Here is a 13,937-nt window from a genome sequence, read left to right on the forward strand (position 1 = left end):
CCCCAAGTGGCGTGCGCGGATCCGGCTCTGCCGGTCTGCTGCGCGAGCCCCCCCGGGGGGGCAGCCCCCGGGAGGGGGCGTGGGGGCCAATCACCTCGGCCACAGGGCCCACGCGCGCAGTGGCTGCTTCATGCGCCCGGCCTGCGCCTCGGCCTCGTCACCCCAGCCCCAGAAGTAGTCGGCCCGCACCGCGCCGACGATCGCGCCGCCGGTGTCCTGTGCCATCACCAGCCGCTGCAGCGGCCTGGCGGACAGCGGCTCGGTCGCATCCATCCACACCGGCGTGCCGTAGGGCACCGCCAGCGGGTCGACGGCGATCGAGCGGCCGGGCGTCAGCGGCACGCCCTGGGCGCCCTTGGGGCCCAGCGCCGGGTCGGGCAGGGCCTCTTCGCGGAAGAACACGGTGCGCGGGTTCTGCCACAGCGCTTCGTTGATGCGCCGGGGGTTGCGCCGCGCCCAGTCCTTGATCGCCGGCCAGCTCGCTTCGCCGGGCGCGAGCTCGCCCTGGTCGATCAGCCAGCGGCCGACCGAGCGGTACGGGTGGTCGTTGTGGCCGGCAAAGGCGAGCCGCAGCAGGCGCACGCTGCCGTCGGCCTCGCTCAGCTTCAGCCGGCCCGAGCCCTGGACCTGCAGCACCAGCGCGTCCAGCGGGTCTTCGACGTAGGCGATCTCGCGGCCCTTCAAGCCGGCCTGCGCCGCAGGCAGCGTGTCCAGCTCCTGCCGGGTCCAATAGGGCCTGCGCTGGCCCAGGTCCGCCGGCGGGCCATACAGCGGCACGCGCCGGGTCCGCGTCGGCCTGCGGCTGGCCTCGACCAGCGGCTCGAAGTAGCCGGTCGCCAGGCCGTTCGGGTCGCCTTCGAGCGATTCGACGCGGTAGACCTTGAAGCGCTGCTCGATCCACTGGCGCGCCTGCGCATCGTCGGCCGGGAAGAACTGGCGCGACTGCGCACAGACGGCCGCCCAGCCCTCGGCAAGCGCCGCCGCGGGGGGCGCGCCGTTGCCTCCGTTGCCATTCGCCAAGGGCGGGGTGCCGCACGACAGCCGCAGCGCGGGCCAGAGCTCGGCCACACGGTCCTGCCCCCAGCCGGGCAGCTCGGCAAAGCTGGCCGGCACCCAGCGCGCGTGGGCGCGCTCGATCGTGCCGGGCGGCGGGGGCAGCGCGGCGCTGGCCGCCGGCGCCGGGGCACCGCGCTGTTCCACCGGCGCCGGCGGCTGGCGCTGCAGCACCGAGCACGAGGCGAGCAGCGCGGCGGCAAGCAGCGTCGCAGCGGCGCGCCGCCCTGACAATCGAGGCCGGGCGCCGGCATGGCGCGGAGCAGTCGACATGGGTTGGTTGATCTTCGAGGCCTTGGCCGCCGGCGGGCTGCTGGTCTTCATAGTGTGGTGGACGATGTTCTCGGGCCGGCGTGGCGGCGAGCCGCGCAGCGGCGAGGAGCCGGCCGACGGCCGCGGCGACGACGCCCCGCGTTGATCACGGCGCGGGCGCCTCTTCCGTCGCGTTGGCGTCTTCTGCCGGCGGCACGACGAAGCTCGCCGGCGCCTGGCGGAAGCGCCGGCGCAGCGCGGCGTACAGGCGCCCGCGGTCGCGCACCCGCAGCCCGCGCGAGGCCAGCGCAACGCGAAACGCGAGCGTGAAGCTCACGCCCAGGTTCAGCAGCCCGACCAGCGGGATGGCGGCCAGGCACCACCAGAAGTCCGGCTCGTGCAGCAGCGCCGGGCCCAGCGCGCCGAGCGCGGCGGCCAGCTGGCCCATCGCCAGCGTCACGTGGCGCACCTCGAGCCCGAGGCCGAAGAAGGCGCCGATCGCCGGCACCAGCCCCAGCATCAGGCCGAGCGACACGTTGGCCGCCAGCCCCGAGATGTGCTGTCGCCACCAGCGTGACCAGCGCATCGCGCGCTCGGGCCCGAGGCGGTCGCGGATCGCCGGGTTCCAGGCGATCGCGCTGTCGAGCCGGTGGAAGACGAACCAGTTCTCGACCCAGCCGGCGATCAGGCTGGAGGCGAACAGCAGCACGCCGGTGAAGGCCGCGTAGAGCAGCGTCGGCCCCAGCAGGTGCAGCGAGTGCAGCACGTGGTGCGTCGCCTCTTCGCCGACCACCGGCGCACCGGCCAGCCACCAGGCCAGGCCCTGCACGGCGAGCACGACCGGCACCACCAGCGCCAGGTTGCCGACGATGCCGGCCACCTGCGTGCGCAGCAGGTGCGCCACCTCGTCGACGAAGCCCTCGACCGCCTCGTCGCTGGCGGACACGCCCTCGAGCTTGGCGGCCATCGCCGGCGCGGTCATCGCCGGCTGCTTGGTCGCGACCGTCCAGTGCAGCAGGTAGATCAGCACGAAGCTGGCCGCGTAGTTCAGCCCTGCCGCGAAACCGGCCCAGAACGCCGACAGCGCCAGCGCGCCGAGCGCGAACTTCAGCAAGGTCGTCAGGCCGATCACCGCGCCGCCGCCGCAGGCCTGGGCCAGCATCGTGCGGTACTCGGCGCGGGTGCGGGTGATGTAGTGCTCGCCGGTCTCGGCGCTGCGCTCGGTCACCTTGCGCGCCAGCAGCGCGTAGTGGCGGCGGAACAGGCCAATCAGCGAGCGCCGCCGGTCCGCGCACTGCACCAGGCCGACGAGCAGCGCGCGCAGTTCGGGCGCCGCGCCGGCGGGGGCAGGGGCGGGCGTGCCGCCGATGGCTGGGGCGGCGGGCGACAGGTCGCTGACCAGGCAGGCCAGCAGCGCCTCGATGCGATCGCCGCGCTCGCGCAGCTGGTCGATTTGGAACACCAGGTCGACCGAGATGCCGTGCTCGTCCAGGTGGCCGCGCACGCTGGCCGCCGCCTGGCGGCAGGCGTCGAGCACGGCGCGCAGGTAGGCCGCCTGCTGCAGGCGCGCCGCGGCGTCGTCGCCGTCGAGGTGGCCGGCGCGCAGCGCCTCGGCCGCCTGAACGACCTGGTGAAACGGGCGGTCGGCCAGCAGGGGCGCGTCCATGCGCTGGCGCATCGGCCCCGACAGGCCGGACGCGCGCATCTGGCTGGCCAGCAACTGGATCGATTCGACCATCGCCGGGCGCCACGGCTCCTGCCCCGACACGGCTTCCTCGGACGGCATGACGAGCGCGAGCAGGCGTTCGAGCGTGCCCTCGTCGATGGCCGCCAGCCAGTCGGCATCGGCCGCTTCGCTGAACAACTGCGGAAACAGCGCGCCCAGGTCGTCGGTCTGCGGCGTGCCGGGCAGCCAGCCCAGTCGCAGCCGCTCGGCGAACTCGCTGAGAAAGCCGTGGCGGGGCGCGAAGCCGAAGTCGGCCAGCAGGCCGGTCGCATCCAGGCGCGAGAAGGTCGCGCGCCACAGGCCGCCCAGCCGCTCGCGGTACTCGGGGTGGCGCTCGGCCACGTCGACGAACAGGCGCAGCCGCTGCACCGGCCAGGGGGTGGACGGGTCGGTCGGCTCGCCCGGTCGGTCCGGGCCGGGCGAGCGCAGCCATTGCAGCCACCGCACCAGCCACAAATGCTGCTCGGCCGCCGTCGCGCGCGGGTCGGCGGCGTTGAGCAGCGCGCTCAGGTCCCAGCGCGCGCGCGGGCCCACCATCAATGCAGCGCCTGCGCTTGCGACAGATCGAACGGCGGCACCGGGGTCTCGAACCAGTGCGCGTCCTCGGTGATGCAGAAGAAGGTGCCCTGCATGCGGCCGCGCGGCGTGGCGATGCGTGCCCAGCTGGTGTACTCGAACTGCTCGCCCGGCTTCAGGATCGGCTGGTGGCCGACGACGGCCAGGCCGCGCACCTCTTCGGTCTTGCCGGCGCTGTCGGTGATGATCCAGTGGCGGGCCACCAGTTGGCCGGTCACCGCACCGGTGTTGCGAATGGTGACGGTGTACGCGAAGGCGTAAGCGTCTTCAGCGGCGGACGAGCGCTCGGGCAGGTACTGGGTGACCACCGAAACGCTGAACTGCGGCTTGCTCATGCGGCCCCCTTGGCGCTGCGCGCCGTCCCCCCGAGGGGGAATTCGCCTATGAGGCGGCTTTTCGTGCTCATGCGGCCATTCTAGGAAGCCGGTGGCGGCCATACCCCTCCTCGTAAAATGCAAGCCTCTCCGCCCGAAGCCGCCGACCATGCCACGCACCTACCGCATCGCCCCCAGCATCCTCTCGGCCGATTTCGCCCGCCTGGGCGAGGAGGTGCGCACCGTGCTCGCCGCCGGCGCCGACTGGATCCACTTCGACGTGATGGACAACCACTACGTGCCGAACCTGACCTTCGGCCCGATGGTCTGCCAGGCGCTGAAGCCCCACGCGGTCAGGCCCGACGGCAGCAAGGCGCCGATCGACGTGCACCTGATGGTCAGCCCGGTCGACGCGCTGGCCCAGGCCTTCGCGAAGGCGGGCGCCGACCTCGTCAGCTTCCACCCCGACGCCAGCACGCACGTGGACCGCACGCTGCAGCTGATCAAGGCCGAGGGCGCGCAGACCGGGCTGGTGTTCAATCCGGCCGAGCCGGTGGACGTGCTCGAGTGGGTCATCGACAAGGTCGACCTCGTGCTGATCATGAGCGTCAACCCCGGCTTCGGCGGCCAGAGCTTCATCGACAGCGCGCTGCGCAAGACCGAGAAGGTGCGCAAGCTCATCGACGCCAGCGGGCGCGACATCCGGCTGGAGGTCGACGGCGGCATCAAGGTCGACAACATCCGCCGTGTCGCCGACGCGGGCGCCGACACCTTCGTCGCCGGCAGCGCGATCTTCGGCCAGAAGGATTACAAGCAGGTCATCGACGCGATGCGGGTCGAGCTCGCCCGGTGAGGCTGCAGGATTTCGACGCTGCGCTGATTGACCTCGACGGCACGCTGGTCGACACGATCGGCGACTTCGAGGTCGCGCTGGCGCGCACGCTGGCGGACCTGGGCCTGCCGGCAGTCGGGCGGGCCTTCATCGAACGCACGGTCGGCCAGGGGTCGGAGCACCTGATCCGCTCGACGTTGGCTGAAGCCGGCGGCGCCGGCGCGCATTACGACCAGGCCTGGGCACGCTACCAGGCGCATTACGAGTCGATCAACGGCCGCCATTCGGCGGTCTTTCCCGGCGTGGCCGAGGGCCTGCTGCGCCTGCGCGAGGCCGGCCTGCGGCTGGCCTGCCTGACCAACAAGCCGGCGGCCTTCGCGCGCCAGCTGCTGGCCGCCAAGGGCCTGGACCAGGTCTTCACGCACTGTTTTGGCGGCGATTCGTTCGCCCGCAAGAAGCCCGATCCGCTGCCGCTGGTCGAGGCCTGCAGGGCGCTCGGCGCGGCGCCCGAACGCACGCTGATGATCGGCGACTCGCGCAACGACGTGCTCGCGGCGCGCGGCGCCGGCTGCCCGGTGGTGCTGGTCCGCTATGGCTACAACCATGGCGAGCCGGCGGAGTCGGCCGGCGCCGACCGGGTGATCGACAGGCTGGACGAGCTGGCGCGGTAAGGCGCGGCCAAGGCCGGCGCGAGCTTGGTCAGCTGTCCAGGTCGAAGCCCAGGTCGACGACCGCGCTGCGGGCGCTGGGCACCGGCTTGAACTGCCAGCCGCTGACGGCCTCGAGCGCGGCCTCGTTCAGGCTGCGGTGGCTCGTCTGGACGACGGTGGCGTTGCTCACGCTGCCGTCGGGTTGCACCTCGAAACGCACCTGCACCGTGCCCTTGCGCAGTCGGCGCATCGTGTTGGCGGGGAAGTCGGGCTCGGCGGCCTTCACCAGCGCGAGGGGTTCCTCGGGCTCCTCGGGCGCCGGCGGTGTGGTGGCTGCGCGCGCCAGCTCGGCGGCGGACGAGGCGGCTGGCGCCACCAGGCCCGCGGCAGCGGCGCTCGGCATCGCGGCGGCCGGGTTGGGCGCCGCCAGCGCGCCGGGCGCGGCGAGCATGGCCGTGGCCTCGGCGGGGCTGCTGCCAAGCGCCGGCCCGGTACTGGCGGGCGCGCCGGCCGCGCCGCCGCTGCTGGCCACCGCGGCCATCGGGTTCCCGCCGCCACCGCCCCCGGCCGGGCTGGGGACGGGCCGGGCGACCGGCCTGATCTCGGCGATGCGCGGTGCCGGCTTGCTGGGGGTGGCATCCGCCTTCTGCGCGTTCAGGCGGATCCAGTACAGCGGGCTGGCCGCATCCTTCTTCACCCGTTCGCTGACGCTCGGCTCGGCGCCGTTGACGGCCGGCGCGGTCGCCGTCTGGCCGTGCGCGACGGGATGGAACAGCAGCGCCGCCAGGCTGAGCGAGGGCCCGGCGGCGGCCAGGCGTCGGACGAGGTGTGTCATCGGCGTCATCACGAGAAGCCGCGGCCCGCGGTCAGCGGCGGCGCACGGCCATTGCACGAACCAGGCGCGGGCGCGGATCGCGCGCCGGCGCACCACTTCAAGAACTCATCAACGGCGAGCTCGGGGTCGAGTCAGACACCGGCCGCGCCACGCACGGCCGCAAGCAAGAACCATTCATCGCTCACTGGTCGCTGCCGAAGCGGCCGCTGCGGGCCTTGCCCAGCAACGCGTCCTTCAGCTGCGAGTCGGCTGGCGAGGGCCCGAGCCAGATGCTCATCAGCGCGGTGTAGAACTCCGGCTCCTTGATCGGCTCGGATTCGGGTTTGCCATTGACCGAAATGACGGTGCCGGTGCCGGGCACCCAGTCGACCGAGAACGACTCGCCCGCGCTCAGCTTCTTGCGCTTGGAGAACAGGTCGGCCATCTTGATCGTGCCGTTGATCGACTTGGCGAAGATCTCGCGCGGCGAGTTCTTTTCCATGCCCTGCGTGAAGAGCTTGCCAAGCTCGTTGCCGTCGATCTCGCGCAGCATCACGATGTGGATGCGGCGCGGCGCGTTGACGGCGCCGTAGACCGCCTCGGGCGTGCCCATCTTCGCGGGCAGGTACAGCCCGGCGGTGTAGACCTTGAAGATGGCCTTGTAGCGGATGCCCGCGCCGTTGAGCTGCAGCTTGGCGTTGCCGACCTGCTCGACCGTTTCGTACTTGACGCCCGCCAGCTCGACCGTATCGGCCCGGGCGGGTGCCAGCGAGGCCATGGAAATGAACAACCCGAGCAGTGCGCTCGAACCCAGACGACGCCACATGGGGCAAACCTTTCCGATTTTCGTGTCCGGGGGCGAGCACCCGCTTCAGCCAAGGCTGCGCGGGGGCCCCACCCCGAATGAGCCACAAAGTGTGAACCCGTGTTACGGGGAAGTCCATGCGTCGGAACCCGAGAATTCGCGGCCGACTGCTACACTTTCCACATCATGTTCACTTCGCGCAGATGGATGGCGTCGTCGCACGACCGGGGAGCCTGGCCCTGGCGTCGCTGGCCCGCGTGAAACCTTCTGCCGACGGCGCCGCTCCGCTCGATTGACGCGGCGCCCGGCCTCCCCCGATGGTTCAGGGCCTCGCAGCCCGGCCACGAAATCCGACAACCGGCCCGCCACGACCGCCCGCGCTTGCATGTCGCGCAGCCGGTTGCGGGCCCCGGAGGACCCGTCCAAGTGATCACTGAACTCGAATTCCAAAGCCTCGCCGCCGAGGGCTACAACCGCGTGCCCCTGATTGCGGAGGCCTTCGCCGACCTCGAGACCCCGCTGTCGCTGTACCTGAAGCTGGTCGGCGGCGCCAAGCATGGTTTCCTGCTCGAATCGGTCGTCGGCGGCGAGCGTTTCGGCCGCTACTCGTTCATCGGCCTGCCGGCGCGCACGCTGCTGCGCGCCACCGGCCGCCACTGCGAGATCGTCACCGACGGCCGCGTCGTCGAAACGCACGAGGGCAACCCGCTCGACTTCGTCGCCACCTACCAGCAGCGTTTCAAGCCGGCGCTGCGACCCGGGCTGCCGCGCTTCTGCGGCGGGCTGGCCGGCTACTTCGGCTACGACACGGTGCGCTTCATCGAGCCCAGGCTGGCCGCCACGAACCGGCCCGGCGGCATCGGCACGCCCGACCTGATGCTGCTGCAGACCGAGGAGCTGGCGGTCATCGACAACCTGTCGGGCCGCCTGTACCTGATCGTCTGGGCCGACCCGGCGCAGCCCGAGGCCTACTTCAAGGGCAAGAAGCGCCTGGCCGAGCTGACCGACAAGCTGCGCTACAGCGTGACCGCGCCGCAGGTCAAGCGCGGCCCCAGCCATGCGGTCGAGCGCGAGTTCGCCAAGGCCGACTTCGAGCAGGCCGTGCGCCGCGCGAAGGAATACATCGCCGCCGGCGACTGCATGCAGATCGTGATCGGCCAGCGCCTGAAGAAGCGCTACACCGAGAGCCCCTTGAGCCTGTACCGCGCGCTGCGGTCGCTCAACCCGTCGCCCTACATGTACTACTACGACATGGGCGAGTTCCAGATCGTCGGCGCGTCGCCCGAGATCCTGGTGCGGCAGGAGACCCGGCCCGAGGGCGAGGTGATCACGATCCGCCCGATCGCCGGCACCCGCCCGCGCGGCGCGACACCCGAGACCGATCGGCAGAACGAGGTCGACCTGCTGGCCGACCCGAAGGAGCGCGCCGAGCACGTGATGCTGATCGACCTCGCGCGCAACGACATCGGACGGATCGCGCAGACCGGCTCGGTCAAGGTCACCGAGGCCTTCGGCATCGAGCGCTACTCGCACGTGATGCACATCGTCAGCAACGTCGAGGGCCTGCTCAAGCCGGGCCTGACGAGCCTGGACGTGCTGCGCGCCAGCTTCCCGGCCGGCACGCTCAGCGGCGCGCCGAAGATCCGCGCGATGGAGATCATCGACGAGCTGGAGCTGACCCAGCGCGGCATCTACGGTGGCGCCTGCGGCTACCTCAGCTTCGCCGGCGACATGGACGTGGCGATCGCCATCCGCACCGGGGTGGTCAAGGACAACACGCTGTACGTGCAGGCCGGGGCCGGCGTCGTCGCCGATTCGGTGCCCGAGGCCGAGTGGAAGGAAACCGAGGCCAAGGCGCGCGCGGTCATCCGCGCGGCCGAGCTCGTCGAGGAGGGCTTCTAGAGATGACGCCCCCAAGCTCACTGCATTCGCTGCCCCCCAAGGGGGTGCTCAGCCTCCTAGAGGCGGCTCGTCGGAGGCTGACATGCTACTCATGATCGACAACTACGACTCGTTCACCTACAACCTGGTGCAGTACTTCGGCGAACTGGGCGAGCAGGTACGGGTCTTCCGCAACGACGAGATCACGCTCGAAGGCATCGCCGGTCTGAAGCCCGATCACCTGGTGCTGTCGCCGGGGCCGTGTTCACCCGCCGAGGCCGGCATCTGCGTGCCGGCGATTCGTGAATTCACGGGCAAACTGCCCATCCTCGGCGTGTGCCTGGGCCACCAGAGCATCGGCGCGGCGCTCGGTGGCCGCGTCGTGCGGGCCAAGACACAGATGCACGGCAAGACCAGCCGCATCGAGACCGACGGCCGCGGTGTGTTCCGTGACCTGCCGCAGCACTTCACGGTGATCCGCTACCACTCGCTGGCGATCGAGCGCGAGACCCTGCCGGCGGCGCTGGAGATCAGCGCCACAGCCGACGACGGCGAGATCATGGGCGTGCGCCACCGCGAGCTGGCAGGCACGGCGACGCCGCTCGAGGGCGTGCAGTTCCACCCCGAGTCGATCCTCTCCGAACATGGCCACGCGATGCTGCGCAACTTCATCACGATGAGCCGGCAGGAGGTGCACGCGTGAGCACGGTGAGCTACGGCACGGCGGCGGGCCGCGCGGCCGGCGCCAAGGTGGTTGATCTGCGCAGCGACACGGTGACCCAACCCACGGCTGCGATGCGCGAGGCGATGATGGCCGCGCCGCTGGGCGACGACGTGTTCGGCGACGACCCGACCGTCAACGCGCTGCAGGAGCGGATCGCCGCTCTGCTGGGCTTCGAGGCAGCGCTGTTCATGCCAAGCGGCACGCAGAGCAACCTGTGCGGGCTGCTGGCCCACTGCGGGCGCGGCGACGAATACATCGTCGGCCAGATGGCCCACACCTACCGCTACGAGGCCGGCGGCGGCGCGGTGTTCGGCAGCATCCAGCCGCAGCCGATCCCGAACCAGCCCGACGGCACGCTGGCGCTGGCGGACATCGAGGCGGCGATCAAGCCCGACGACCCGCACTTCGCGCGCAGCCGGCTGCTGTGCCTGGAGAACACGTGGAACGGCAACGTGCTGCCGCTGGGCTACATCGAGCAGGCCACCGCGCTGGCGAAGGCGCGCGGCCTGGCGACCCACCTCGACGGCGCGCGGCTGTTCAACGCGGCGGTGGCCTCCGGCGTGCCGGCGCGCGAGATCACGCGCCACTTCGACAGCGTCTCGGTCTGCTTCAGCAAGGGCCTGGGCGCACCGATTGGCTCGGCGCTGTGCGGCTCGCGCGAGCTGATCGCCCGCGCCCACCGCGTGCGCAAGATGGCCGGCGGCGGCATGCGCCAGGTCGGCTTGCTCGCCGCAGCGGCCGACCATGCGCTGAGCCACCACATCGACCGCCTGGCCAACGACCACGCGCTCGCGCGCCGGCTGGCCGAAGGCATGGCCGGCATCCCCGGCCTGAGCGTCACCGCGCCGCAGACCAACATCGTCTTCGCCCAGGTCGACGGCGGCCGCGGCGCCGCGCTGCTGGCCCACCTGAAGTCGCGTGGTGTGCTGGCCACCGGCCTGATCGGGCTGCGTTTCGTGACGCACCTGGACGTCGACGCCGCCGGCATCGACACCGCGATCGCTGCGGTGCGCGAGTTCTTTGTCGCCAACCCCACCTGACGAGCTGCCATGACGATCAGCAACACCGACGCGCTGGTGCGCGTCATCGAGCACCGCGAGATCTTCCACGACGAGATGCTGGCGTTGATGCGCCGCATCATGAGCGGTGAGATGTCGCCGGTGATGATCGCCGCGCTGGCAATGGGCCTGCGTGTCAAGAAGGAGACGATCGGCGAGATCGCCGCCGCGGCCCAGGTGATGCGCGAGTTCGCGACGCCGGTCGAGGTGGCCGACAAGACGAACCTGGTGGACCTGTGCGGCACCGGCGGCGATGCGGCGCACACTTTCAACATCTCGACCGCGTCGATGATCGTCGCCGCGGCCGGCGGTGCGCGCGTGGCCAAGCACGGCGGGCGCAGCGTCTCGTCCAGCTCCGGCAGCGCCGACGTGCTGGAGGCGCTGGGCGCCTACATCGGGCTGAATGCCGAGCAGGTGGCCGAATGCCTGCAGGAATGCGGCATCGCCTTCATGTTCGCGCCGAACCACCATGCCTCGATGAAGCATGCGGCCCCGGTGCGCAAGGAGCTCGGCGTGCGCACGATCTTCAACATCCTGGGCCCGCTGACCAACCCGGCCGGCGCGCCGAACCAGCTGATGGGTGTGTTCCACCCCGATCTCGTGGGCATCCAGGTGCGCGTGCTGCAACGCCTGGGCTCCGAGCACGTGATGGTGGTCTACGGCATGAACGGCATGGACGAGATCTCGCTGTCCGGCGAGACGATGATCGGCGAGCTGGTCCACGGCGAGGTGCGCGAGTACGTCGTGCACCCGAGCGACTTCGGGCTGCCGGTCTACGACTCGCGGGTGCTGAAGGTCGCCAACCAGCAGGAGTCGGTGCAGTGCATCGAGCGGGCGCTGGCCAACGAGGACGGCCCGGTGCGCGACATCGTGCTGCTGAACGCCGGTGCGGCGCTGTACTGCGCCAACGTCGCGCCGTCGGTGGCCGACGGCGTCAAGCGTGCCCGCGAGGCCGTGGCCTCGGGCGCGGCGCTGGCCAAGCTGAGCCAGTTCGTCGCGACGACCAACCGCTTCCGGCCGGCGGCATGAGCGGGGTTCCGGACATCCTGCGCCGCATCGTCGAGGTCAAGCACGGCGAGGTCGCCCAGGCGCGCGTGGTGGCTCCGCTGGCCACCTTGCGCGCCGAAGCCGAGGCGCGCCGCGACACGCGGGGCTTCGTGCGCGCGCTGCGGGCCAAAGTCGACGCCGGCCGGCCGGCTGTCATTGCCGAGGTCAAGAAGGCCAGCCCCAGCAAGGGCGTGCTGCGCGAACACTTCGTGCCGTCGGAGATCGCGGCAAGCTACGAGCGCCACGGCGCCGCCTGCCTGAGCGTGCTGACCGACGCGCCGTTCTTCCAGGGCGCGCCCGATTACCTGCGCCAGGCCCGGGCCGCGTGTGCCTTGCCCGTGCTGCGCAAGGACTTCATGGTCGACGCCTACCAGGTTATCGAAGCGCGCGCGATGGGCGCCGACTGCATCCTGCTGATCGCCGCCTGCCTGGGCGACGCGCAGATGGCCGACCTGGAAGCCGAGGCCCTCGCGCTCGGCATGGACGTGCTCGTGGAGGTGCACGACGGCGCCGAGCTCGAGCGCGCTTTGAAGCTGAAGACACCGCTGGTCGGCATCAACAACCGCGACCTGCGCAGCTTCGAGGTTACGCTCGACACGACGCTGGGCCTGCTGGGCCAGGTGCCGGGCGACCGGCTGCTGGTCACCGAATCCGGCATCCTCACGCCGGCGGACGTTCAGCGCATGCGCGACGCCGGCGTCAATGCTTTCCTGGTCGGCGAGGCCTTCATGCGCGCCGCCGACCCCGGCAAGGCACTCTTGGCCCTGTTCGGCGGATGACCGCCCTGCTCGACATCGACAACCGGCTGCGCACGCCCCTGCCCGAGCTGCTCGACCGTGCGCCGGCCGACTGGCGGCCGGTGATCGACGCCTGGCGCATCAGCCCGACCGGGTGCGCCCTGATCGAGCACATCGAGCGCCGCCGGCAGGCCGGTGCGGTGATCTACCCGGCCGACCCGCTGCGGGCGCTGGCGCTGACCCCGCTGGCCGGGGTGCGCGTCGTGATCCTCGGGCAGGACCCATACCACGGGCCGGGCCAGGCCGAGGGCCTGGCGTTCTCGGTGCCGGCAGGCGTCAAGCCGCCGCCCAGCCTGCGCAACATCTTCGTCGAGCTGCAGCGCGACCTGGGTGTGCCGGCCCCGGCCCAAGGCCACCTCGGCGGCTGGGCGCGGCAGGGTGTGCTGCTGCTGAACACCAGCCTGACCGTCGAGGATGGCCAGGCGGCCAGCCACGCCGGGCGCGGCTGGGAGGGCCTGACAGACGCGCTGATCGAGACCGTGGCGGCCGAGCCGCGCCGGATCGCCTTTCTGCTCTGGGGTGCCCATGCCCAGGCCAAGGCGCCGCTGATCGAGCGGGTCGCTCCGGGGCGGCACCTGCTGCTGCGGGCCAACCACCCGTCGCCGCTGTCGGCCCGCCGGCCACCGCAGCCCTTCATCGGTTGCGGGCATTTCCACGCCTTGCGGGCCGCCTGCATCGAGATCGACTGGCTCGGCCCGGTTCAGGTACCGGCCGTTGACCCAGGAATCGGGCCGAACACGGAGCTCGCGCATTGACTTGACGCCATGCTATACTCTCAGGCTCGCTGCGGAGGGGTGCCCGAGTGGTTAAAGGGGGCAGACTGTAAATCTGTTGGCTTACGCCTACGCTGGTTCGAATCCAGCCTCCTCCACCACAGCGACCGAACACGAGAGAGCGAGTCCCGGCGCCGATTCCGAATGCGGGAGTAGTTCAATGGTAGAACCTTAGCCTTCCAAGCTAATGACGCGGGTTCGATTCCCGTCTCCCGCTCCAGTAAGGAAGACTGAAAGGGGCTCGAGGTTCGTGAATGTGATCGGTGTGATTGCGATCGGTGTGGTGGCGGTGATGTCGCCACAGGCTTGGGTGGATGCCGTGAGCATCGGGTGCGCCCAGGCCTGTGTCGATGCCCATGTGGCTCAGTGGTAGAGCACTCCCTTGGTAAGGGAGAGGTCGCGCGTTCGATCCGCGCCATGGGCACCACCACCTCACCTGTGTGATGTCAGTACTTTTTTGATTCCGACGCCTGTAGGAGCGCAAGATGGCAAAGGGCAAGTTTGAACGGACCAAGCCGCACGTGAACGTGGGCACGATTGGTCACGTGGACCATGGCAAGACGACGCTGACGGCGGCGATCACGACGATCCTGTCGGCCAAGTTCGGTGGCGAAGCCAAGGCCTACGACCAGATC

15 protein-coding genes and 3 tRNA genes are annotated in these 13,937 nt (G+C 71.0%); 13 read left to right on the plus strand and 5 right to left on the minus strand.

Annotated features, from left to right (window positions below; genetic code table 11):
• Positions 1-90: 90 nt before the first annotated feature.
• Complete coding sequence (locus VJ693_RS07265) at positions 91-1,326, minus strand: murein transglycosylase A (RefSeq protein ID WP_324152855.1); 1,236 nt, start codon at positions 1,324-1,326, stop codon at positions 91-93.
• Between VJ693_RS07265 and VJ693_RS07270 the strand changes: the two genes are divergently transcribed.
• The gene (locus VJ693_RS07270; RefSeq protein ID WP_324152856.1) at positions 1,325-1,471 is read left to right on the plus strand and encodes a hypothetical protein; all 147 of its coding nucleotides are present in this window, start codon (positions 1,325-1,327) and stop codon (positions 1,469-1,471) included. The two genes, VJ693_RS07265 and VJ693_RS07270, sit on opposite strands and share 2 nt — an antisense overlap.
• Here the strand turns inward: VJ693_RS07270 and VJ693_RS07275 are convergent, their stop codons facing one another.
• Together VJ693_RS07275 and apaG are read right to left on the minus strand one after the other, a co-directional pair.
• Complete coding sequence (locus tag VJ693_RS07275; RefSeq protein WP_324152857.1) at positions 1,472-3,568, minus strand: site-specific recombinase; 2,097 nt, start codon at positions 3,566-3,568, stop codon at positions 1,472-1,474.
• Positions 3,568-3,942 carry a Co2+/Mg2+ efflux protein ApaG gene (gene apaG, locus VJ693_RS07280; RefSeq protein WP_324152859.1) on the minus strand — a complete coding sequence of 125 codons (375 nt, stop codon included), beginning with the start codon at positions 3,940-3,942 and terminating at the stop codon, positions 3,568-3,570. The genes VJ693_RS07275 and apaG overlap by 1 nt, the downstream gene beginning before the upstream one ends.
• A gap of 148 nt (positions 3,943-4,090) precedes the next feature.
• On the opposite strand from apaG, the gene rpe reads away from it, so the two are divergent.
• Both rpe and gph read left to right on the plus strand, forming a co-directional pair.
• On the plus strand, positions 4,091-4,774 hold the full coding sequence (rpe, locus tag VJ693_RS07285) for a ribulose-phosphate 3-epimerase (protein ID WP_324152860.1): 684 nt from the start codon (positions 4,091-4,093) through the stop codon (positions 4,772-4,774).
• Entirely contained in the window at positions 4,771-5,424 is a 654-nt protein-coding gene (gph, locus tag VJ693_RS07290; protein ID WP_324152862.1) for a phosphoglycolate phosphatase, read from the plus strand. Before rpe ends, gph begins: the two co-directional genes overlap by 4 nt.
• Positions 5,425-5,452: 28 nt before the next feature.
• Here gph and VJ693_RS07295 read toward each other — a convergent pair whose 3' ends face one another.
• Both VJ693_RS07295 and VJ693_RS07300 read right to left on the minus strand, forming a co-directional pair.
• Positions 5,453-6,238, minus strand: a complete 786-nt coding sequence (locus VJ693_RS07295) for an energy transducer TonB (RefSeq protein ID WP_324152864.1) — start codon at positions 6,236-6,238, stop codon at positions 5,453-5,455.
• A gap of 181 nt (positions 6,239-6,419) precedes the next feature.
• Complete coding sequence (locus tag VJ693_RS07300) at positions 6,420-7,043, minus strand: chalcone isomerase family protein (RefSeq protein WP_324152865.1); 624 nt, start codon at positions 7,041-7,043, stop codon at positions 6,420-6,422.
• 405 nt (positions 7,044-7,448) lie between these two features.
• On the opposite strand from VJ693_RS07300, the gene trpE reads away from it, so the two are divergent.
• The 10 genes from trpE to VJ693_RS07350 all read left to right on the plus strand — a co-directional run.
• Entirely contained in the window at positions 7,449-8,924 is a 1,476-nt protein-coding gene (gene trpE / locus VJ693_RS07305) for an anthranilate synthase component I (RefSeq protein WP_324152867.1), read from the plus strand.
• An 82-nt stretch (positions 8,925-9,006) separates the two neighbouring features.
• Positions 9,007-9,606 carry an aminodeoxychorismate/anthranilate synthase component II gene (locus VJ693_RS07310; RefSeq protein WP_324152868.1) on the plus strand — a complete coding sequence of 200 codons (600 nt, stop codon included), beginning with the start codon at positions 9,007-9,009 and terminating at the stop codon, positions 9,604-9,606.
• The gene (ltaE, locus tag VJ693_RS07315) at positions 9,603-10,667 is read left to right on the plus strand and encodes a low-specificity L-threonine aldolase (protein ID WP_324152870.1); all 1,065 of its coding nucleotides are present in this window, start codon (positions 9,603-9,605) and stop codon (positions 10,665-10,667) included. The genes VJ693_RS07310 and ltaE overlap by 4 nt, the downstream gene beginning before the upstream one ends.
• A 9-nt stretch (positions 10,668-10,676) precedes the next feature.
• Positions 10,677-11,714, plus strand: a complete 1,038-nt coding sequence (gene trpD, locus VJ693_RS07320; RefSeq protein WP_324152872.1) for an anthranilate phosphoribosyltransferase — start codon at positions 10,677-10,679, stop codon at positions 11,712-11,714.
• Positions 11,711-12,511 (plus strand): indole-3-glycerol phosphate synthase TrpC, encoded by an 801-nt coding sequence (gene trpC / locus VJ693_RS07325; protein ID WP_324152873.1) that lies wholly within the window; start codon positions 11,711-11,713, stop codon positions 12,509-12,511. The genes trpD and trpC overlap by 4 nt, the downstream gene beginning before the upstream one ends.
• Positions 12,508-13,284 carry a uracil-DNA glycosylase gene (locus VJ693_RS07330; RefSeq protein WP_324152875.1) on the plus strand — a complete coding sequence of 259 codons (777 nt, stop codon included), beginning with the start codon at positions 12,508-12,510 and terminating at the stop codon, positions 13,282-13,284. The genes trpC and VJ693_RS07330 overlap by 4 nt, the downstream gene beginning before the upstream one ends.
• A 33-nt stretch (positions 13,285-13,317) precedes the next feature.
• Positions 13,318-13,403 (plus strand) — tRNA-Tyr (locus tag VJ693_RS07335).
• A 45-nt stretch (positions 13,404-13,448) separates the two neighbouring features.
• Positions 13,449-13,522, plus strand: a tRNA-Gly gene (locus VJ693_RS07340).
• Positions 13,523-13,654: 132 nt separating this feature from the next.
• Positions 13,655-13,729: transfer RNA gene (locus VJ693_RS07345), tRNA-Thr, on the plus strand.
• A gap of 58 nt (positions 13,730-13,787) precedes the next feature.
• Positions 13,788-13,937: GTP-binding protein (locus VJ693_RS07350; protein ID WP_324152881.1), on the plus strand; the 150-nt coding region annotated here is incomplete at its 3' end.

The sequence above is a fragment of the Ideonella sp. genome (assembly GCF_035254525.1).
In the GTDB taxonomy this organism is placed as follows: domain Bacteria; phylum Pseudomonadota; class Gammaproteobacteria; order Burkholderiales; family Burkholderiaceae_C; genus Ideonella.